14 protein-coding genes and 2 pseudogenes are annotated in these 22,528 nt (G+C 44.8%); 2 read left to right on the forward strand and 14 right to left on the reverse strand.

Annotation, left to right across the window (positions count from 1 at the left end):
* Positions 1 to 926: 926 nt before the first annotated feature.
* From MSSIT_RS22905 to MSSIT_RS05385, 7 genes and pseudogenes are all read right to left on the reverse strand, one after another.
* Positions 927 to 1,073: a hypothetical protein gene (locus tag MSSIT_RS22905; protein ID WP_156158794.1), complete on the reverse strand. Its 147-nt coding sequence runs from the start codon at positions 1,071 to 1,073 to the stop codon at positions 927 to 929.
* Complete coding sequence (locus MSSIT_RS05365; RefSeq protein WP_231590433.1) at positions 1,070 to 5,395, reverse strand: leucine-rich repeat protein; 4,326 nt, start codon at positions 5,393 to 5,395, stop codon at positions 1,070 to 1,072. Before MSSIT_RS05365 ends, MSSIT_RS22905 begins: the two co-directional genes overlap by 4 nt.
* Positions 5,396 to 5,437: 42 nt before the next feature.
* Positions 5,438 to 6,472 carry a hypothetical protein gene (locus MSSIT_RS24575; RefSeq protein ID WP_231590434.1) on the reverse strand — a complete coding sequence of 345 codons (1,035 nt, stop codon included), beginning with the start codon at positions 6,470 to 6,472 and terminating at the stop codon, positions 5,438 to 5,440.
* Between the two features lie 788 nt (positions 6,473 to 7,260).
* A complete protein-coding gene (locus tag MSSIT_RS22910; protein ID WP_156158795.1) occupies positions 7,261 to 7,413 on the reverse strand; it encodes a hypothetical protein in 153 nt (50 codons plus the stop codon).
* A gap of 320 nt (positions 7,414 to 7,733) precedes the next feature.
* Positions 7,734 to 7,979, reverse strand: a pseudogene (locus MSSIT_RS05375) (hypothetical protein); the annotation flags it as partial.
* Positions 7,980 to 9,166: 1,187 nt separating this feature from the next.
* Complete coding sequence (locus tag MSSIT_RS05380; RefSeq protein WP_048170645.1) at positions 9,167 to 11,773, reverse strand: S-layer protein domain-containing protein; 2,607 nt, start codon at positions 11,771 to 11,773, stop codon at positions 9,167 to 9,169.
* 336 nt (positions 11,774 to 12,109) lie between these two features.
* Complete coding sequence (locus tag MSSIT_RS05385) at positions 12,110 to 12,829, reverse strand: queuosine precursor transporter (RefSeq protein WP_048170647.1); 720 nt, start codon at positions 12,827 to 12,829, stop codon at positions 12,110 to 12,112.
* Positions 12,830 to 13,431: 602 nt separating this feature from the next.
* Between MSSIT_RS05385 and cca the strand changes: the two genes are divergently transcribed.
* Positions 13,432 to 14,796 (forward strand): CCA tRNA nucleotidyltransferase, encoded by a 1,365-nt coding sequence (gene cca, locus MSSIT_RS05390; protein ID WP_048170650.1) that lies wholly within the window; start codon positions 13,432 to 13,434, stop codon positions 14,794 to 14,796.
* A gap of 88 nt (positions 14,797 to 14,884) precedes the next feature.
* Here cca and MSSIT_RS05395 read toward each other — a convergent pair whose 3' ends face one another.
* The 3 genes from MSSIT_RS05395 to MSSIT_RS05405 are packed head-to-tail and all read right to left on the reverse strand — an operon-like array spanning position 14,885 to position 18,266.
* Positions 14,885 to 16,765 (reverse strand): coiled-coil domain-containing protein, encoded by a 1,881-nt coding sequence (locus tag MSSIT_RS05395; RefSeq protein ID WP_048170652.1) that lies wholly within the window; start codon positions 16,763 to 16,765, stop codon positions 14,885 to 14,887.
* A complete protein-coding gene (locus MSSIT_RS05400) occupies positions 16,762 to 17,274 on the reverse strand; it encodes an ABC-three component system middle component 2 (RefSeq protein ID WP_048170653.1) in 513 nt (170 codons plus the stop codon). Before MSSIT_RS05400 ends, MSSIT_RS05395 begins: the two co-directional genes overlap by 4 nt.
* Positions 17,262 to 18,266 (reverse strand): ABC-three component system protein, encoded by a 1,005-nt coding sequence (locus MSSIT_RS05405; RefSeq protein ID WP_048170655.1) that lies wholly within the window; start codon positions 18,264 to 18,266, stop codon positions 17,262 to 17,264. The genes MSSIT_RS05400 and MSSIT_RS05405 overlap by 13 nt, the downstream gene beginning before the upstream one ends.
* Positions 18,267 to 18,663: 397 nt before the next feature.
* On the opposite strand from MSSIT_RS05405, the gene MSSIT_RS22915 reads away from it, so the two are divergent.
* Positions 18,664 to 18,819, forward strand: a complete 156-nt coding sequence (locus tag MSSIT_RS22915) for a hypothetical protein (RefSeq protein ID WP_156158796.1) — start codon at positions 18,664 to 18,666, stop codon at positions 18,817 to 18,819.
* Between the two features lie 106 nt (positions 18,820 to 18,925).
* On the opposite strand, the gene MSSIT_RS25830 is transcribed toward MSSIT_RS22915, so the two are convergent.
* From MSSIT_RS25830 to MSSIT_RS05420, 4 genes and pseudogenes are all read right to left on the reverse strand, one after another.
* The gene (locus MSSIT_RS25830; RefSeq protein WP_331456187.1) at positions 18,926 to 19,582 is read right to left on the reverse strand and encodes a YhcG family protein; all 657 of its coding nucleotides are present in this window, start codon (positions 19,580 to 19,582) and stop codon (positions 18,926 to 18,928) included.
* A pseudogene (locus MSSIT_RS25835) lies at positions 19,574 to 19,983 on the reverse strand (DUF1016 N-terminal domain-containing protein); the annotation flags it as partial. The gene MSSIT_RS25830 and the pseudogene MSSIT_RS25835, both read right to left, overlap by 9 nt.
* A gap of 66 nt (positions 19,984 to 20,049) precedes the next feature.
* Positions 20,050 to 20,898 carry a DNA-3-methyladenine glycosylase family protein gene (locus MSSIT_RS05415; RefSeq protein WP_048170657.1) on the reverse strand — a complete coding sequence of 283 codons (849 nt, stop codon included), beginning with the start codon at positions 20,896 to 20,898 and terminating at the stop codon, positions 20,050 to 20,052.
* On the reverse strand, positions 20,885 to 22,315 hold the full coding sequence (locus MSSIT_RS05420) for an ADP-dependent glucokinase/phosphofructokinase (protein ID WP_048170659.1): 1,431 nt from the start codon (positions 22,313 to 22,315) through the stop codon (positions 20,885 to 20,887). The genes MSSIT_RS05415 and MSSIT_RS05420 overlap by 14 nt, the downstream gene beginning before the upstream one ends.
* Positions 22,316 to 22,528 lie beyond the last annotated feature (213 nt).

The raw sequence follows: 22,528 nt of genomic DNA on the forward strand, positions 1-22,528 counted from the left end.
GGGCATACCTTACTTTCAGTTCGTTTAAAACAAATTTCAGGCAGAGCCGTGTATAAAAACAAGTGTTTTTAGTTTCTTTTTTTGAGATCCTCCTATGTTTTTATGGGGTTGGCGGTCGTTCTGGGCGAAAGAATCGGACCATATTTAGTGTATGGTGGGGCTACCGGATCAGGTTTCGGACCTTTTTGAAGCGTCAGACCAACCAAATTATTAAGGAATTTTCGTATCTTAGCTGCATACAAATTTGTAATGTATGGAATAATTTTGTCTAAATGTTCCAGGTTTTTCAGAAATATTTGATCTAACTAATTAGATACAATTAAACAGATTGATATTTGTAGCTTCTACAAATAAAAATATTTGGCTAATTATTCTTACCCTTATAGGTAACACGCTCCTTCAGGACTCTGAAGGAATGAAGAAAATTTTTCAAATGCTATTCCAGATTTTTTTTACCTGCTATTCTTTTCCCTGTTATTGAGCATGCTCCGGTTTCTGCTGTTGTTAACTCAAATAATTTATAAAATTTTTCCATGCACTCATGAAGTTAATGAATACTAAGTTTTTTGCAGGTTGGAATTCAATTCGTTGTTTTGTACTTCTGTGTCAGCTCAACTTTACAGGAGTTTTTCATCGATCTTGGAGATATTATATCAGCAGGGGCAGCAACAGATTAAAATATTTGAATTACCACATACATAAAAAAATACTAATGACTGTTGTGTAAAAAGAAAACAAGTTGGATAATAAGTCTATGTGGGCACAAATTGTTAATGCTTAATGACATGGATTTCAGTTCACCTGCATAAGTCCTCGGGTACACAATAGCCTGATTTATACAATAATTGAACTGTTCTCGGTCAGGTTGCTCTTCCCCCTGTAAAAAATCCTGAACTTTCATTCAAAAAAGAAAGGAGGAAACAGCTCTATTCTGCTGTCTCCACCGGAAGGTTATTGTCTTTTTTATTCCCACAACCAGCATAATCAGCTGGATATGAGAATCTTTTCTCTATTTTGCTTTCTTTCCTTCTATTTCTCCATCTACTTCCTTTTTTTTCTTTTTTCCTAATCATATCATTGCAAACATATCCACAACATCATCAAAGTCTATCCTCCCGTTCCCGTTGAAGTCGAAGTACTCCACCGGCATGTTTTCCTCTATCCAGTCCATGTTATGGAAGTATGCCACTATATCCACGAAACTGAACTCTCCATTTCCGGTGAGGTCTTCATAGAGTCCGTCTCCGTTAAGGTCCTTAGGAGCATATTCCTGATCAGGCAGGGGAGACAGAAGGGTCACCTTAATTTTTCCGGTTAAAAACTCTGGTTCTATAGTTTCTCCTGAATCTTCCTCCAGACGTTTAACCCCTATCGAAAGGTTCGCAGATCCTTTCTCCTTTCCGGAAACCGTGAGAGTAGCAAGCACAACATCTGCTGCTCCTTCCTGAACGGCATCTTCCAGGTCAACAGTCTTCATGTAGATAGAAGTTCCAGGCAGGGTAGAGTTCTCAGTAATAAGAGCCCAGGAGGGATACTCTATATCAACTATCTCGGCAACAGCCGGGTCGTCGATAGCAATGGTCAGGTTGTAGCCCGAAAGGCCTTCAGGGAAATTGCTTGCAACGAGATTTATTTCAGTAGATTCGTTTTCTGAAACTGAGGAACTTTCCGGGTCGAAATAGAGAGTTACAGTTGACCCGGAAGCTTCGGAAACTTCTATGTAATCCGTTTTTAACTCGAAGTCCATGCCAACGGCATTTTCTACAGTCAGATTTACGGTGTAATTTCCTGCTGCATTATAAGTGTAGCTCGGGTTCTGTTCGCTTGAGTCCACGTTTCCGTCGTTGTCGAAGTCCCATGCCCAGGCAGTAGGTGTACCTGAGGACTGGTCGGTAAAGTTAACTGTTAGAGGAGCAGTTCCGGCAATTACATCAGCAGTGAAAGCAGCAACCGGTTCTGCAGGCGTAGATGGTTCGGATACTGTGATGTAATCAGTCTTTACCTCGGAATCGGTTCCGTTTGCATTTGCAACCGTAAGGTTGACAGTGTAAGTACCGGTTGAAGTATATGTATACGAGGGGTTCTGCTCAGTTGAGTCCACGTTTCCGTCGTTGTCAAAGTCCCATGCCCAGGCAGTAGGTGAACCTGTGGACTGATCCGTGAAATTCACAATCAGAGGTCCGATTCCTGATGTCACGTCGGCCTCGAAGTCCGCCACCGGGGCCGCTGTCAGCGGGTAACAGGCGACGCCGTTCCACGTCGGCGTGGTGAAGCCGGTAGCGCCTTCGTAGTAGTACACCACCGGGTTGGTGCATCCATACACCCAGTTGCTGTACACAGTCGGAGCATTGCCCATGAACACCACCGAAGTCAGGGCGGTGCATTCACGGAATACATATCTGCCGAGGCTGGTGACGCCGTTGCCGATAGTGGCCGAAGTCAGGGCGGTACAGTCACGGAACGCATAGTCGCCGATGGTGGTGACGCTGTTCGGTATAGTCACAGAGGTCAGGTTGGTGCAACCGTAGAACGCATAGCTGGTGATGCTGGTGATGCTGTCCGGTATAGTCACAGAGGTCAGGGCGGTGCAGCCACGGAACACACTGTTGCCGATGGTGGTGACGCTGCCCGGGATGGTGACCGAGGTCAGGGCGGTGCAGCCATAGAACGCACTGTCGCCGATGGTGGTAACGCTGTCCGGGATGGTGACCGAACCCGTCTTTCCTGACGGACATTGTATCAACGTTGTGATGTCCTTGTTGTACAAGACCCCGTCGATGCTAGCATACACACTGTTATCGGTATCGACATTGATCGCGGTTAGAGCAGAGCAACCAGAGAACGCAGAATTGTCTATGCTCGTAACCCCACTTCCGATGGTCACAGTTGTCAGTCTGAAGCAGTCCTGGAACGCATAGCCGAGGATGGTTGTGACGCTGTCCGGGATGGTTACAGTTGTCAGGGCAGAACATTGGCGGAACGCAGAATTACCTATGCTGGTGACACCGCTACCGATGTTCACCGAGGTAATGGAGATGCAGCCCTGGAACGCGCTGGTGCCGATTTCGGTGACGCTGTCCGGGATGGTCACAGAGGTCAGGGCAGCGCAGCCCTTGAACGAATAGCTGCCGATGCTGATGACATTATTTCCTATGGTCACAGAGGTCAGGGCGATACAGTCGCAGAATGCATAGTTGCCGATGCTGGTGACATTGTTTCCTATGTTCACCGAGGTAATGGAGATGCAGCCCTGGAATGCGCTGGTGCCGATTTCGGTGACGCTGTCCGGGATGGTCACAGAGTTCAGGGCAGTGCAGCCATAGAACGCGTTGTCGCCAATGCTGGTGACGCTGTCCGGGATGGTGACCGAACCCGTCTTTCCTGACGGACATTGTATCAACGTTGTGATGTCCTTGTTGTACAAGACCCCGTCGATGCTAGCATACACACTGTTATCGGCATCGACATTGATCGCGGTTAAAGCAGAGCAACCAGAGAACGCAGAATTGTCTATGTTCGTAACCCCACTTCCGATGGTCACTGTTGTTAGTCCGGAGCAGTCTGGGAACACATAGCTGCCGATGCTAGTGACGCTGTTCGGGATGGATACAGACCCGGTCTTTCCTGACGGACATCGTATCAAAGTTGTGACGTCTTTGCTGTACAAGACTCCGTCGATGCTAGTGTACACACTGTTGTCGGCATCGACATCGATCGCGGCCAGAGCAGAGCAATCAGAGAACGCAAAACTGCTACTGCTCGTAACCCCTCCGATGCTTGTAACCCCGCCTCCGATGGTAACTATTGTCAGTCCGGAGCAGCCGCAGAACGCAGAGCTACCGATGCTGGTGACGCTGTCCGGGATGGTTACAGTTGTCAGAGCAGAGCAGCTTCGGAACGCGCTGGTACCGATGTTGATGACACCGTCCGGGATGCTCATTGTTGTCAGAGCGGAGCAACCTTGGAATGCGCTGGCACCGATGTTAGTTACGCCGCTACCGATTGTCACTGTGGTCACAGAAGGACAGTTATAGAACGCGCCGTCGCTAATTGCTGTGACACCGCTGCCAATGGCCAATGTGGTCAGAGCAGAACAACTAGAGAACGCATACTTGCCAATACTGATAACACTGTTCGGGATGTTCACAGTTGTTAGAGCAGAGCAGCTCATGAATGCATAATCACCAATGGTTGTGACGCTGTCTGGGATGCTCACTGTTGTCAGAGCGGAGCAACCTTGGAACGCGCTGGCGCCGATGGTTGTGACGCTGTCCGGGATGGTTACAGTTGTCAGAGCAGAGCAGCTTCGGAACGCACTGGTGCCGATAGTAGTGACAGGCAGTCCCTCTATCTCCGCGGGTATGAGGACAATACCACCCGCACCTATGTATTTAGTGATGGTGATAGAGCTGCCGTCACTGGTGTAGGTGAAATCACTGGCCGGAGAGGCCTGCTCATTCACGATGATGTAGTCGCTCTTGACCTCGTCACCGCTTCCTGCAGGGTTGCTCACCGTCAGATTGACGGTGTATGTTCCTGCGGTCGTATATGTGTAGCTCGGATTCTGCATCGTACTGTCAATTGTACCGTCATTGTTGAAGTCCCACTGCCAGGAAGTCGGAGAGTTCGTAGACAGGTCGGTGAACTGCACGCTGCATCCTATTAACGTGGCCACAGTATCAGCTGAGAAATCAGCCATCGGTGGCAAATTTTCCACTGAGGTAAGATTGACCCTGGTGACAGTATCCGAAGCCGCCAGGTTAGCGGCAGTCAGAGTCACTGTATAGTTACCAGCGGCATTATATGTCCAGGAGGGATTCTGCTCGTACGAGTCGATTATGCCATCGGACTCGAAGTCCCAGGCCCAGCTGACTGGTCTGTTGGTGGTAAGGTCAGTGAACTGCACGGTCAGCGGAGCGTAACCGCTGGTCACATCAACGGAGAAATCGGCTACCGGTGAGTCCGGCAGGACGGAGACGATGTAATCGGCCCTGGTCTCGGTGCTCGATCCGCCGGTGTTGGATACCGTCAGATTGACGGTGTATGTGCCGGCAGCCTCGTAGGTGAACAAGGGGTTCTGTGAGGTTGAGTCCACAATCCCATCGTTATCGAAATCCCAGGCATAGTCAAGTATTACACCAGTGCTCTCATCATTGAACTGTACCGTAAGCGGTGCGGTCCCGGAGGTCACATCGGCGGTGAAGTTAGCCTCTGGTGCGCTAACCACACCAATGTTGATGACGCCAACCGCCTCCAGGTCCAATCCGCCCGAACCCCATGTCACCCAGCCATCATAGATGGGGTTGCCCTGGGAGTCCTTGAAGTCCCCGCTGCCCGGGATATCCACAATGCGGACGTAGTTGATGGAGTTAAGGTCCACACTCCCATTCAGCACTTCGGGTGCCTGCGCAAGGGTGCTCAGGTCGAAGGGCGTGCCTCAGGAATCGCCATAAGCATTGACGTGTTTCCCTGCCAGGTTGTATACATAAGCGGGGTCTATACTCCCATATCCGCCTGCCTGTCCGGAAGTCAGGGATATCGAGGGGAAGCGCGCGAAGACAATGCCGTCAGTGGATACCTCCACGTAAGCTAGCTCGGCGAATATGCTCTCCGTGCCTGAAACGATGAAACCATTCTCAAAAACCGCCAGGTCCGGTCCTTCACCATTAGCGATGGGCAAGTCGAACCCGAGAGTTACGGATCCAGGTAGTTCGCCTGCATTTATCTGATCTTGATTGAGATCTCCCAGGCTGACGATGTCAAAGTTATCGCCGGTCACCGGACCGAGGGTCTTGCTCGGATCGGAAAACGGTGGCCCGATGACCTGGTTAGCTGGAGAGTAGTCCACGACCGTGCTGGCCCAGGTTATAAATATAGGGTTCACAGTGCCGCAGTCGGTCTTGCCGTCACCGTTCGGACCTACGAAACCTGGTATCCCAGGATCAGGTGCTCCGGGATTGGTGTTCTCCATTGCAGTAGAATAGATGTTGAGGCTGACCGCGTTGATGGTCACAGTGTCATCGCCTGTGGTATTTACCGTCCATGCATATTCCTCCTCACTTTCAGATTCACCTGCAACATAGCTTGGTCCGTAATCATAGGTACCGGATACTGTTCCGTCGGGCACTGTGACACTGTAGGTTATGGTGTCAGTGACTCCGGTGAGGTTGACTGTGCCGTAAAAATCCAGGAATGTATAATCTTCCTCGGAAGTGTTCCAGATGTAGCGTCCACTGTCAACTTCAGTAAGACTCCAGTCTGCAGGAAGATCTTCGTGTATTACGATGGAATCCTCGTCAGTATTGAAGGAAGCTGTAAGGGTTACATTGTAGGTATCTCCGTCAGATACTTCTGAGGGAGTAATCGTTCTTGTTATTGTTGCTTCACCGGTAGCAACAGCTGGCATGGCCAGCATGGCTATGGAAAGTAAAAGCATTATTGTTGTCAGAACAAAAAACCTTTTTTTTTGCATTTCTATTCCTCTTTTTTCATAGGGGTTCAGCCTACCTGCACGGAAATGTCCGGACACTTTACGATTTGATAATCGGTTTGCCCGGACAGAAAATTGTTTTTGGTTCAAGGATTTTCGGACCTTTGAAGAAAGCAAGAAGCGACTGAATTTTTTTATTCTGTTTTTTTATTCTCACGGATTCTGAGGATTCTGGGATCAACCGGTTTTGAACTACTTAGCTGTAGAAAATTCCGGTGACCTAACAGATAATGATAGCATTTCAAAATCCGGAAAAATGCCGAATATGAAAAACACAGCTCAAATTAAAATTCGCCCTTTAGGCAAAAATTTATATTGTTCACAAAATTTTTGCTGAAGGACATACCTGCCTTTCCGGAGCAGGGAAAAATTCAGACTAGAACTGTGTAAAGAAAAATAAGTGCTCAATTTCTTATTTTTTTTGAAGACCTCCTATGTTTTTATGGGGTTGTCGTTTGGTCTGAGCGGAAGAGTCTGTCTGCATTTCGAATTCCATATTGCAGTCAGATAAGGTTTCGGACCTTTTGAAGTGTCAGATCAACCGGAGTTTTTGAAGGTTTATCCGGAACATATTCTGCGGATATTTTGATCTTTCCTGAAATAATTGATTGAACTAATTGTATCTGAGTGAACTAATTGATTATCTTTGAGTTCTACAGATTAAAATCTTTGGCTAATTATTCTTAGCTGGTTGACTAACAATTTCCCTCTTGCCTCTTTTAGTATAAATCTTGAACTTTTATTCAAAAAAAGAAAGGAGGATAACAGCTTTATTCGGCTGCCTCCGCCCAGAAGGTTATTGTTCCTTTTTTGTTCCCTGAACCAGCATAATCAGCCGGAACCTTTAGAGCTACTGAAGTGTTTTCCTGACTGTTCTTTCCTACTACTTTCCAGTAATTATTCCATAGCTGAGAGTCCAGCATCAGTCCCTGACTGAAAAGCTCATCTCCAGCAGAGGAGTCGCTGACTATGGCTGTAACATTTATGTCACAGCTTCCTCTGTTTTTGAGAGTTAGATACTGGAGCTCACTGATTTTTCCAGGGGATAGTTCTCCGAATTCGAGGACTGAAAAGGGAGACCTAAAAGGAAATCACCGGAACGATGATGATATTCAGGGAAACTGCTGAAGAGTTTTTCTGGCTCCATGAGACTCAAGAAGGAAAAAAGGGAAAATAGAAGGGAACCTGAGAAAATTTTCTCCATTTCCCTTCATCTTTTTTCTTTTTCTTTTTTTTCTTTTTCTTATATCATTGCAAACATATCCACTACATCATCAAAGTCTATTCTTCCGTTCCCGTTGAAGTCGAAGTACTCCACCGGCATGTTTGCCTCTATCCAGTCCATATTGTGGAAGTAAGCCACTATGTCTACGAAACTGAACTCCCCGTTTCCGGTGAGGTCTTCATAGAGTCCGTCTCCGTCAAGGTCCTTAGGGGCATATTCCTGATCCGGCAGAGGAGACAGAAGAGTCACTTCAATTTTCCCTGCTTTCTTTACGAGGCCTTTCTTTGGCTGAACCTTACCCTTGTGTGAAGTCCGCTCTGCTTTTTCTGCCTGGAAATTGTCCTTCGCCTTATCACTTAAAAATGAAGAAGTTTCCGGATTCTTTTCCGTTCTACTGGTTTTTCACGGATATCCGAAAATCAAAAGTTTTTAAATAAGGTATCAACTTTATCAAAAGCAAGAGCAATAAGTCAAACGAAAATCTTATATTTCCCCATTTCGTTATATCAATCCTCCTGTGTTTTCATAGGGGTTTGGTTAGCCTGTGCGGAATCTCGGTCACGTCCTGATAAAGGGTGTGTCCGAGAAAGGAATTCGGACCTCCTTGAAGCGGCAGGCTAACCGTAATTCTGGAAAGAGTTGAAGATAAGGCGGATTTTGGGCCCCGTTAAAGGATCTCTTACTTTGCTTACATGCCGTTTTTACATTTTTTCGATACTGGAGGGAAAATTCATGGAACTATTTTTTCGGTGAGTTTTTGGCTTATAAGTTGATGCTGATTTATCAGGATCTTCGAAATAAGCTATGGATGTGTTGTTTATCCCCTATGTTTTCAGTTAGTGTTCAATCAACTGAATTTTAAATTAAATTTCGTAGGAGGTGATCCGGAAGAAATACTGCTAACGATATGCTGTTTAATCTTTGTTTCCACAGTTCACCGGTGGCCACAACGAGTTAAACTATCTGACACCTTTACTTCCAAACAGCCAATGGTAATCGGAGTAAGAAAATATAAATCTAACAAAAATGATAACAAGTTTGAATCTTGAAGCTAAGATTGATAAAATCGATATGAATTTGATTCTATTTCTCAATTTTTATACATTATTTTTCGTCCTGTTTTCGTGTTTTATCTTGAAATTATGTTATAAAGCCCTGTTTATAAATATTATTTGTAGGTTATATAATTTGTACTGATTTTACCCAGTATATTGACTTCCAAACTACCTACCCTTTTGTCGGGTAAACCTGAAAAGATCAAATCTGAATATACTGAGCAGCAAATATCAAAAAAGAGATTGAGAACAAATAAGAGATTGAGAACCGGAAATCAGAATCAAAATATCCGGTCCTGCCAAAAAAGAAATACCGAATTATATTCGGGTATTATCTCTAAAACCCGAAGTTTCGGTCAATTTCTTCGTTTCTAGTTAAACTCCTTCTTTTTCAGATTAGTTCCTTTTCTTCCTTAGCAGTACAAATGCGATGGCGAGTATTCCGAGAGTTGCAATTCCGCTGACAAAAGGAGTTGACTTCGTAACTTCGTAAGTCCCGCTCATGTCCCCTACCTCAACGGTATAATTTCCTGCCTCCGTCTCGGTATGAGAGAATTCGACAATTGTACTTGCACCAGCATCCAGGCTCACAGTTTCTGAATCAACGGATTCGCCGCTAACCAGCATGTCCACTTCAGTTTCTCCTGCAATATTACCGGTGTTTTCAACATTCACCCGAATCGTAACGGCATCTCCGCCCTCAACAGAAGCAGGCTCGATTGAGAAGTCCGAATATTCAAAAACGGCTTTGTCTTCGGAAACCTCGACAATAGTTTCGCCTTCTTCATAACCTGTCTTTGTGGCATTTACCGTGTATGTACCCGGAGCGGTTACCCCGTAAGATACAGTGCCGTCTGTGCCCGTCTGTCCCTCAACCTTCTGGCCTCCAAAGTAGATATCCACTCCGGAGACAGGCTTATTTTCGACAGAGTCGGTAGCTTTTATACTAATCTGGTCTCCTATATTGATGGTTTCCGGAGAGACTGAGAGCAGCAGTTTCAGGACCCCTGCTCCTACAACGTCCACATCTTCAGTTCCGGAAATATACCCTGCTTTGCTTGCAGACAGGGTGAAGCTTCCTTCCTCAGTTGGAGTATACGTAAGAGTTCCGTCGTCTCCTGTAGTCCCTATGCTCTCGTCATCAAGGAAGAGTTCTACCTCACTGACTGAAGCGTTTCTTGCCGTGACCAGGATTTCTGCCGCCTGCCCGACCACAAGGACATCAGGAGTTTCTATTTCCAGCTGGTCCTGGGCAGCAGTCTCGACTTCGACATAGGGGTAGAAGCGCAGGACTGAGGCGTCAGCAACCCTGAACTTAACGTTGCCCATCAAGTCAATGGTATTGCCCTTTGAGAGGGAGATCGAGTCTTCGTTCTTCATCCTGATTCCGGAGCTGGAAATCGTGCTTAGTTCCATCTCACCGAATGAATCGCCCTGGGAAAGCTCAACATAATCTTCGGAGATCTGGAAGACCCCTTCTATGAACACAGCATTGGTTTCAGTACCGCTGAAGATCTGATCAAGATGAACTGCAATGAGAGGAAGATCTTCTGCACCCCCGAGGTCGGTTTCATAGACATAGTCACTGTCAGAAGAAAGGAAACCTTCATCCACCACATTTCCGTCCTTTTTGAGCTGCACCCATACGGTATCTCCATTGACGTCCACTTCCGCAATTTCCAGGGAATAATCTTCATCAAGTGTAAGCGAAGAGCCCGTAAACATCGATTTTTTGTTATCGTCATCAATCAGGACCTTTGCGAGGATATTGTCCGAAAGCACGCTCACGCTCTTTGAATTTCCAAAAGTATCATCAGGGTAGCCTGCAAAATACTTCTCTGCCATAAAGCCAATAACCTCATAGCTCCCCCAGTCTTCGTGCTCGAATTTCACAAGGGCAGGGCTGGTGGAATAAACAAGTGTCTCGTCATCAATTGACCTCCCACTGATGTCTTCGGTGAGAGTCAGGCTCTCGGTGGAGACATTTTCATCGATATTGTAATAGAAGCCTTCAAAATTGAACGGGGTCCAGACAGTCGTATCAAACACTTCATCGTGGACCGTTCCCCTCAATTCGTAGGTTCCGGGCTCGGAAGTCTCAACAATGGGGGCAAAGCGGATGTCATCGTCATCAGCAACCAGGAAGCTGAGTATCCCCATTATTTCGACGGTGTCTCCCTTGCTAAGAGTAAAAGAATCCCGGTTTTTCATTGTGATTCCGGAACTCGATGTGGAACTAATTTCCATTTTCTCGAATCTGTCCCCATTCTCGATCTTGACATACTCGTCCGAGACCTGGAAAATCCCATCAACAAAAACAGCATTGGTTTCCGCACCACTGAAGATCTGATCAAGGTGGACTGCAATAAGGGGTACATCTTCCGTATCCCCAAGATCGGTTTCATAAACATAGTCACTGTCGGAAGAAAGGAAGCCGTTATCCACTACATCCCCGTCCTTTTCGAGCTGGACCCATACTTTATCTCCGCTGACATCTACCTCGACAATGTTCAGGGAATAACCTTCTTCAAGTATAAGAGAAGATCCTGTATACATGGATTCCCGGTCATCACTATCGATCAGGATCTTCGAGAGCTGCCCGTCCGAAATAACACTTATTTCTTCATTTACAAAGCTGGAATTTTCGGTGTATCCGGCAAAATACCTCTCAGCCATAAACCCTATGACCTGGTAGGAACCCCAGTCTCCATATTCAAATTCCGTTTCTATGGGTTTTGTCTCATACTCCAACCCGTTTTTTGCGATGCTCCGGCTGCCGGCGGTAAGGTGGATCGTCATATATTCGGAACCTTCCCCGGTATCCAGATCATAGTAAAAGCCTGAATACGTCTGGGGAGTCCAGGTATAAGTGAGACTCTGATTTGCGTTTTCATCCCAGATACGGTCGCCTGTTGAATTTGAAATCACTGCAGCTGCAGTTTCGCAAAGCAATCCGAGTGCCAGAAGCAGACATAACGTAATTATATATTTTTTAGTCCCCAAGTTAGACCTCCTTTTGAGATAATGGAGCAGGGGGGCAAGCTTTTGGAAGGCCAGAGAGAAAAATAGAAACAAAAAAGTTTCCAGAACACTCCCTGGAATTTTTCCTGAGCCCGAATATCCCCGTTTACGATAAAGATATTAAAATATTCAATAATATACAGTTCAAGGTATTGCATGGATTGAATAAAGGTTTTTGGGTAGTTGTTATTACAAGCAGGGGAAAATGAAATATGGAATCCTGAAAATGAAAGAAAAAATGTTTTTACTATAGAGAGTTTTTTACTTGTGGAGCAATCATCGTTACTTAGAATAGTTTTTTACTTATAGATCAATTTTTTACTTGTTGAGCAGTTTTTTGTAAAGCACGAACCAGGGATTATCCAGAAAACCGATTACATTCTTACTGATAAGCTGCCCTATAACCAGAGGAAGGACAGGCATAACCCCGTAATAAGCTATAACGACAAAGATCAGGGAGTCCAGTGTAAGGTTAACAAAGTCGCTTGCACTCGAGCGAAGCCAGATGTAAGGGTTAATCAGGGTATCGTGCTTGAAGTTTTTTTCTTTTTGTAAAAAGTGTTTTTTGAGGGATGCAAAAACCCAGGCATCAAGGTTCGAACAGACCAGAAAAGAAACCCAGCTTGCAATTGTGATCCTGATGCTCAGCCCAAAGAGGCTCATCCAGGCGTCTTCCAGTTCAAAGAAAGGAGCGGGACTGAGATTTGTGACCATACCTATGAAGAGCACGAACAGGACCTGGGTCGCAAAAGCAATGAAGATGGAGATATGTGTCTTCCTCTCCCCATAGACTTCATTGATCATATCCACGACCTGAGCAATAAAAGGATAGATGAAAACTGCCGCAGGAGCGAAGAAAGAAGAAAAGCCGAGGTCAAAGACAATAATGCGCGTGGCAAGGACCTGGGAAGCCGCAAGGTAAACCACATAAAAAGCGGTGAGCACGGTAAAACCATTTTCAGGCATTTTTTTAATAACATAGACGGATGCATAAGTAGCAATTGTAAGAGTGATAATCCAGTACAGCCAGACTAACATTTTTTATCACAACCGGGTTTTCATGAAACTTGGGGTGGATCGATACCTGAAGTGGATCGAAGGCAGAACGGATCGAGGGCAGAATGGGTTGATCAAATTCGAAATAAACCGACAGGGACTACGGAACTTAAAGTTAAAGAGAAGGCAAACCTCCAAAAATACAAGATTCGGGAGATAAAAAATGCTGCTTATTTTATTTAAAGTGTGTATATTTTCTATTACAGGAAGCTCCGGAGAATACCCCTTACCTGAGACCCATCCCCCACGAAGAAGTGCATTTTCAATCCCCCAACCCGAAGAACAGCAATCCTTTTTGAAATTCTGCCCGGATATCCATAAAATATAAGTTAAAAGAGAAGATTTCTGACCTGTAGAATCAAGAATAAATTTCAGAATAATTAATTAACTGCAGAACTACGAATAACTACAATATAAATTAACTGCAATACAAAGAATCAATCTCGGATTCACCAACTGACCTTCGGAAAATCAAAAATTCATCTGAAGCGAACCAATAATTCACCTTCAGAAACTCAATAATCAACCTTCAAAATCGAGAATTAACCTTCAGAATAGAAAAAATATATGGAGCCGTCCCGGGCATGGAAAAAGATACAAGCATTCCAGAAGACCTGAAACTTGCCGTACTTGAAAAGATCAAACCCACGGAAACCGAAAGAAAAAAACTCACGGCAGTTCAGGAGGAACTTGCAACAGAGGTAAAAGCGGCAGCAGAGAAACTTTGTGTAGCGGATATTTTTGTAAAAATGGTCGGCTCTGCCGCAAGAGGCACCTGGCTTTCGGGTACCCATGACATTGATGTTTTTATCAGCTTCCCCGAAGAGACTTCCAGGGGAGAACTGGAGAGCAGGGGCATGGAGATTGCGCGGGAAGTGGCAAAAAAAGCAGAACATGCCGAAGACCGCCATGCTGAACACCCTTATTTGAACATTGTTTTCAAAGGCTTTGACGTTGACCTCGTCCCCTGCTTCCGGGTCGCATCCGCCTGCCAGCTCAAATCCGCAGTGGATAGGACACCCTTCCACAACGAATTCGTAAAAACCCACATCAAAGGCCGGGAAGACGATGTCCTGCTCATGAAGCAGTTCATGCGCGGAGGCGGAGTCTACGGCTCGGAGCTGAAAACACAGGGCTTTTCAGGCTATCTGACCGAACTCCTGATCATTCACTACGGCTCTTTCGAAAACACCGTAAAAGCCGCCTGCTTCTGGAAACCCGGCAAGAAAATAGACATTATGCAGCACTCGGAAACGGAGCACGACGAACCTCTGATAATGGTAGACCCGACCGACCCGAAAAGGAACGTTGCAGCAGCTCTCTCCCTTGACAAGTTCTGCATGTTCATGGATCACTGCCGGGAGTTTCTGAAAAACCCCGGACTCAAATTCTTTTTCCCGCCCCCCCTCGCGCCACTTGAAGACAGAGAATTCCTTGAGAAGCTGGAAAGCCGGAAAAGTTCCCAGCTCGCAATCGTCTTCCAAACCCCCGATGTCGTGGACGATGTCCTCTACCCTCAGCTCTACAAAATGGAACAGGCTGCAGCTGCCCTCCTGCACGAATACGATTTTTCGGTGATCAAAACCGGTGTCTGGTCAGGAAAGCCCGAAACCGTAATCATGATTGAACTGATCTCTGGCACCCTCCCCAACGTCAAGAAAAGAATCGGTCCTCCGGTCTGGGTCAGGGAACATGCCGAGAAGTTCAAAGCCAAGTACGAAGGAGCTGAAAATGTTTTCGGAGGCTATATAGAAGGCGGAAAGTATGTCTTTGAAGTCCAGAGAAAATATCCCACTGCAAAAGGGCTCCTTGAAGAACAGCTTGTAAACTGCTCCCTCGGAAAACATGTGCATCAGAGCGTCAGCAAAGGCTTTGAGATAGTAGAAGATGCAGACGTTTGCATGTTGAGAGACCTGGATTTCAGGGTTTTTTTGAGGAAATGGGTGTGAAAAGAGTTTGATATATGAATACATTCGTGTCCAATTAGCTGGTTTAGATTTCATATGAGAATGGACCTTTGCTCATCTGCATCTGTTTTTATACATTAGTAGATACTGGGAATAAGCCATATCGACCCTCTCCAGTGTTTCCATAGAACAAATGCACGTGAGCTAGATCCTCTATGTTTTCGGGAGGATCAATGTTCTCTAATACTATGATCTGACCTAGGGGAGATATCGAAGCTAAATGTTCGAAGAACCGCTCCTTTACAGAAGTTTTTGCGAGCGCTTTTTCATCATCTGTTAAATCTCCTAACCTTGGATTTTTCATCGGGTCTCGATAAGTTAATAGCGGAGTATCGAGCACCACGAATCCTGGATGCGGAAGTTCTCGATCACGGCAATACAACAAAAGTGCAACCTTGAAGGCTGCATGTATTATAGCCCTAACACCTTTACCATTGTCAACGCGTAGTTTTCCATCAATTCTCAGATCATATGTTTTGTAATCAAATGACACATTGCAGTCACCAGGAAATTCCCATTGCTTGAGTACTTTGCTGACGACTTTGCAGAATTCATTCACTTCATTTGCTGGAAGGTTTAATTTAGGATTGTCTGCTTTCGAGGGTTTCTTAAGGTTATTCAATTCCTTCCTCTTCACGAATAATTCATCCCTCTGTTCGAGAAAAGATAATCCTTTTCTTGCATGATCCCTAGCTTCAATGATCTTCCCAAGTTCGAGACGGCTCTTATTGACATCTGGAACAAGCAGAGAAATCTCCTTTTCGACTTTCTCAAGATTAATTTTAAGATCATTAAGTACGGCTTTAAGCTTCTCTTTTTCAGATTCAAGGCTATGCACAGTATCTTTGAGGTCGGAGCGTTGTAATTCGATTTTTTTAATTTCAACAAGTGATGCATTCTGCATCTCTCCGATACTTCTTAATGATTCAGTATGTTTCTGCATTTCAGCAGGTGCACCGCACAATGGACAATCCAAATCACTACTAAGAGACAAGATGAAACTTGCTTCCTCTAATGCTTTTAGTCTTTCAATATCAGAGAGATAAACCTCTTCGAGTTGTTTAAAGCGTTCTATATGAAGTTGAACTTCTTCCAGCCTTGTACTAATTTTCGAAATATCCACCGACAAAGACCTTTTTTTTTCGACTAGTTTAATAATTGGCTTCTGAGCGTTTTCGAGGTCTATCTGAATTTGCTTGAACTGCTCATCTAATAATTTAAGCTGGGTTTGAAGATCATCGATATTCGGATAGTTTTCCGCTAATTTTGACTCGACATTGATAATCATCTCTCCAATCATTTCAAGCCGAGCGGTCTTTGATGTTATGAAGGTATTTTCGTTATCATTAGTCACAATTGAACTGTCGTCTGTGCCAGTGAGAAGTAATCTAAACACGCTACGTTCTTTCGTGCGAGTCATACTGTTTCCGCTTTCAATAGGTGACCTTTCGATCTGAATATCCGTTTCATTAACTAACAGGATTTCTACAAGATTCCGAAAACTCAGACTATCTTGTTCTCCTGCTATATTTTTGGCCACAAGCTTCCCAGCAAGTTCTAAATATTTTAATAAGAATTGAGATAAATTATTGTCTTTTTTAGAATTATGTATTGAAGACAAAGTTTTTACTTTTTGTCTAATTTGAGCCGATTTTACGAGGCCATCATAGAGTTTGTATGAGCCTCCTGAAATTGCTCTGAACAGGGTGAAATCACCTACGCCTTCTAGAGAGAAACCAAGCCAAATTCCTTCGTACCCCTTGCGTTCATTAAAATCGGGTAGCTGCTTTTTGCCTCCAAACATAAAATCAAGCGATTTCAGTGTAAATGACTTACCAGTATTTGAAGCTCCATAAATAAGGTTTGAACCCGGCTCGAAATCTAAGCCAGCTGGCTTCATATTAGGTCCGGTAAACACAAGATGTCTAATAATCAATCCTTTGTGTGTCACATTCGAGACCCCGAAGATATTGCTTCATGCTGAAATTCTATACTCCATCTGCCTAATTTGTCTGTAATTAACTTCTTCATTTGTTCTTTATCCATATTACAGAAATTTTCTGCGAGCCACTCTGACCTTGCTTTTAAATCACAGGCGTATTTAGAGCGCATCAACTCAACAAAAGAGTACGCTTCATCACTGGCTTGATAAACAATTCCACGCTCATCAGCAAGAATATCAATTAAATGTAGACGGCGCATTAACGTTAAGCTTTCTTCAATTAAGCTCCGACGAACCAATAGTTCACCGCTACGAGATGGCAGATCTGGATGAAGACTCATTGGACCTCCGATATCGCTTGTATGGACGACCAGATGATCAAACCATGTAATTTGAGATAGGTCAAAAGCTTTAGGATAGGCCGCATTAAGAACAACTACCGCACGCACACCAGTCTCGAGAGGGCTATTGAATAAAACTGCATTCCTTGGTTCATCCAAATCTTTTATTGATGCCATTTTATTAAATCACCCTCGTTTGCTAAATGATGACAAACACCTTGCTTGACCGGAACACGTGCATACTTAGCAAGTGGCCCAGCTACCTGCACGTTTGAAGCCTGCGTCATGACAGCGTTTACGCGGGCTAGAAAATCTTTATGTTCAGCATTAAACGTGTCGATGACCCCGTGGTAAATATCTTTTTCAAACGAGTCGAGAACATCTGGCTCCGTGTTATCGCGATAAAATCGCTTAAATGCATCAGCGTCATAAAAGCGTTCACGTTGCAGTAACAGGTGGACATTATATTCATGATGTTTTTCAACCTCTTTATAGTCAACAAAAGTTCGTCCACACCGCTGGCTATATACGCCGACAAGCTGCTTTATGTAAGGAAGTTCTGAATCCTGAACTTCTGCCGGTGTCTGACCCTTGGGTGCTGGTCCTAGTTCCTCACCAAACCATTTATGAAGCACAGGATTAATGCAAGCGTCTTTCAGGATATTATCAAGAGTTAAACGTTCAACAGTCGAAAAATCGAAGGCACATATGAATGCCTTTAGGTCACCATCAAGAGGGATCTCCGAACCATCAATTATTTTTGTAGAACAGTACTGATCCCACCCATCAATTAGTTTTGTCTTAAACCGACTGGGATTGTAAATGAGTTTTTCAAGATTCCGGTTCACACCGCGTGGAGCAACAAAGAAATATCTTTCAGGAACTGAAAATTCTTCTTTGTTCGCGTAATAAAGTATTTTGCCAATTTCCAGAATAGCTGTTTCCGTAGGAAGTTTCCTTCCATACTGTTTGCATTGATAGTTATGCCAAGGCCCTTCGTGCTTTTTTTTTGAAAGAAATCCGACTACATCTCGCCCCAAATCACCAGCACCAGAGAATCTAGCAACTTCAAAGTAACCCTTAGCCTTGCAACTAATCCAATCATTGACGAATTTCTCTAACTCTGCGTCATTCAAGGCAAGAATCTGTCGATCATAATTACTTTTCATTATTGGCACTTCATGAGTCCGGTGTTTATAATTTTGTAGAAAGAGAAATGGCGATGGAACAATGTTGTTTTGAATTAAAATTCTAATGTTAGGTCGAAGAATTGCATTTCAGTATTTAAATCTCCTAGATACCCACAGATATTCAATTCAACAATTTATCAACTGTGTATTATACTTAGTAAAGTTTCAATGTCATTACATATATAATTTATTAAATTGTTTTCACCTTTGTAAAGTTAATTAGACTAAATAAATGCGAGCCTCCAAAGACCCTGAAATAAGAAGATAAAATGTGGTTTTTCCTCATAATCCCTATTAATGGACTATAAACCCTAATCCTGAAAAAAAGAAACCGTTTTAAGCTTTAAGCTTTATCGGAACTTATAGTGTTGGGCAGTTGATAGATCAAGAGGAAATTCACTGTCAATGTTTTAGTGAAGATCCCGAAGAGCGTATCAAGGCATTAAATCAATTAAATCAAAACTTTTCTCATATTTCAAAGAAACAACAGGCATGGAATGATTTAATTGAACTTGCCAATAGTGAAGTATGACAAAGAAGATGTCCTTGAAAAATTAATCTGAACCCCTCTTTTTTGGATTATATTTCCAGGCAGTTGAAATTGAGATTTTGCTTCGCTTCATTTTAGTTTTCTTCGTTTAATTATTGTATGCTTCCAGCCTGGCCCTTGCGACCTTGATGGCTCGGTGAAGCTTTTCAACAAGCATCTCACGGGAAGGTAATTCGGTCAGATACTCAGCCACATGGATACCGGAAAGGTTCAGCTCCAGCAGCTCGATTTGTTCCTGTTTTTTTCCGGCGCAGAGGATAATCCCAAGAGGAGAATCTTCTCCCTGTTGACGCTCATATTTATCCAGCCAGCGCAGGTAGAGCCCCATCTGACCTTTATATTCGGCTTTGAAATTTCCAAGCTTCAGGTCAATAGCTATTAACCTGTGCAGGGATCGGTGATAGAAAAGAAGGTCAATATAGAAATCGTCATTATCTATCTGGATATGCCTCTGCCTGGCAACGAAAGCGAATCCAGCACCCAGCTCAAGCAAAAAAGCTTCCAGCTCTCGAAGGATTGCATCCTCAAGGTCTTTTTCAAGATAACGGTCTTTCAACCCCAGAAAATCGAGGACATATGGGTCGCGGAAAACAAGTTCAGGTGTCAGCTGATCCTGCACTCTCAGAGCAGAGAGTTCATGACGAATCACTTCTTCCGGCTTATGTGAAATGGCGGTGCGCTCATAAAGCATAGAATCGATACGTTCTTGAAGTGTACGGGTGCTCCATCGTTCGATTCTGCACATCTCAGCATAGAATTCACGTTTGAGAGGATCTTCTATAGGCATGAGTATCTTGAAATGCGTCCAGCTTAATTGTCGCCTCAGTGCGGCGACAATTCCCTCATCAGGAAAAGCTTCTGAGAACTGAATCATACGGCGCAGGTTTTTCTCTTCAAATCCCGGCCAAACTCAGCAGTCAATTCTCGTCCAAGCGAAACGACAATCTCCTGTCCATATCCAGCCCTTTCACCTCCGAGGATTTCTTCCCGGATGCGATTCCCGATATGCCAGTAAAGCATCGTCAATCCGGCATTAACAGCAGTCGCTACAGTCGAACGGGTTTCTTCGATCATCTGGCGGATATCGTTCACCAGCAGGGAATTATTAAAAGCCTTTCTGACCTCCTTCCTGTCTTTACGGTTCATAGCTTTTTCCCTATTCCCTATTATCAGATCCAGCAGTTAATTCTAAAAGAAGTTAGTGAAGAAAATTTAATACAGCGAAACAAAACCCTCCAGCCTTTTCTGATAAAACAAATACTGCTGAGCATACCCACAGTAATAGCCGAAGTATTTCCGTCCCCATTCTCCCATACAGCTCATGTTCGTGCAGGTTTCAAAGTAGCTGTCATCGATATGGTAATGCTGGATGATCTGCCTGACATGGGTATCAACCGGGAAGGCTTCCATTTTCTCAAAGGCGAACAGGAGGACGCAGTCGGCAACTTTTTCCCCGATGCCGCGAAGCCTCATGAGGCGTTCCCTGGCGTACCTGTATTCCAGGCGGTAGAGGACGTTAAGGTCAAGTTCGTCTGAAGCCACTTCTCTTGCCGCTTCTTTTATGCGTTCGGTCCGAAAGCCGAGTTTGCATTTGTCAAGCAGGGAAAGGTCGGCTTCTGCAAGGGTACCGGGATCAGGGAAACTGAAATAGCCTTCTTCGAGTTCCTGGCCGAAAAAGCGGCTCAGAAGATAGATTCGTTTCTGAATTGTGGGGATGCTTGAAGCTGTTGCGAGCATATAAGAGATCAGGCATTCCCAGGGGTTCTGCCGAATCAGGCGAAGCCCGCTGTATTTGTTGATCGCCCTGTTTATCAGGAGGTCTTTGTTTATGCTTTCGTAGATCGAAGGCAGGTTGTCGTCCAGGCGGAAATAGTAAGAGAAAAATTCGGGGGGAAGTTGGGAATCGATCAGCAGATCTCCGCTGTCCTCCTCCTGCGAAAGCCGGATAACATGGTCTCCTACAACGCCTGTCCACCAGTCTCCTGACTTTTCCCAGCGGAAGACCTGTCCGCAGTCAAGGGTGTAGTCCAGGTTGAAGATCTCGGGCTTAAGCCTGTACATCCAGCTCCAGCTCCCTTAGAAAAGTTGCGGCGGTTAAAGTATCTCCAAGTCCGACCGTGGTCAGTGGGGATTTTGAAAGCAGGGTGGGGAGAATGCAGAGAACATACCCGTCCCTGAAAGCAAAAGCTCCATGCCTCAAAGCCCTGCCGTTGAAGGCTTTAAGGAAGATCTGCAGCTGCTCCCTTCCGAACAGGCTCTCCTGAAGTTTCAAAGCCTCCTTTTCCACAAATTCCCGCCCCTCAAGCCTGCCCGAAGCTGCATACACTCCCGCACAGCTGAGCCCGAAGCCCATAGCCTCAAGTTTCTTTTCGGCGATCTTTAACAGGGCAGGGGCGTCAATATCGTCCCATTTTCCCGAAATTCCGGAACCACCGGAGTTTCCAGGCTTAAAGGCAGCCAGGACAAACTCCCTCGTATGAATGAAAACTTTTCCGATCTCGTGTCGGGAAGCAAGTTCACAGGCTGCCTTTCCTACGGCTCCGGCTTCCATCCGCAAAATCCCCTCGGCAGGAATGCCGTGCCGGTTGCGGAGCATTGCGAGCTCGTCCTCGTTCATCCCGATACTGTTTGAGATCCCGGAAAACTTAAGGAAAACGGAATTTGCAATCTCTTTGCTTGCAAAATGCCCGAATTCCAGGTGGACCCTGAGCTTTTCGTTCCTTGCTCTCCAGGCCTCAAGCCGGGCAAAAGAATCCTCAAGGACTTTCCTGTAGGTACTGTCATCAGGATAAGTCTCAAGCAGGAGGTGAAAACCGGATATAAGTACGCCGTCAATCTCACAGGCATGCTGAAGGGCATATGTCTCAAACGCAGGGTTAACAAAAAGTTTGAAATTCAGATGATCGCAGGTTGCAATGAAACGGTTTTCCCTCGGAGCCCTGATTTCATTTCCGTAAAGGGAAAAGGTTTCACCTTCGGAAAAATCAAAAACGAAATGTATGGGATCCTGATTGCTGAAAGGGATGCTCAGGTCCTTTCCGAACTCTGCCCCGGACTCTTCATTTGCCTGAAGAGGGGAATCCGGGAAATAAACTGCTTTTTTCGAAAAGAGAGAAAGCTGGGTCCTGGAAGGGACTGCAACATTTGGGATGACTCTTGAAGCCCCGAGTTCGGAAAGCGCATTTGCCATAATCCCGGCATTTCCACCCATCCTCACAAGGGATTTTTCAAAATAGCGGTTCTTCAGAAACTCAAATACGGACTGCTCAAAAACAAGCCACTCTGCTCCGCATCCGTTTTTCACACAATAGGCGAGCCCTGCAGCAAAATCGGATTCAGAAAGGATTTTTCCGGGTGGGTTTTCTATTTTCTCAAGGATTTCAGTCCTTTCAAAAGTATTCAGCAACTCCGAGATTTCAGCTCCGCTGATCCTGTATACGGAGTCTATGTTTACATTATAACCGCAAAGTATGTTCATCTAACCGGTTCCTGTAGATTCGAATTGAAAAGCAGCCTCAAATTCAGGCTTTCAGGTTGGGAATTTATCTATCCGTTACGAGGAGAGTTAGGGAAAAGAAATCTGCCTTTCCCCTAACTTATTTTAAAGAATTTTGATTGGAGAATTTTATCTGGAAAATTTCTTTGGAGAATTTCTTTGGAGAATTTCTTTGGAGAATTTCTTTGGAGAATT

This window comes from Methanosarcina siciliae T4/M, assembly GCF_000970085.1.
Classification (GTDB): Archaea; Halobacteriota; Methanosarcinia; order Methanosarcinales; family Methanosarcinaceae; genus Methanosarcina; species Methanosarcina siciliae.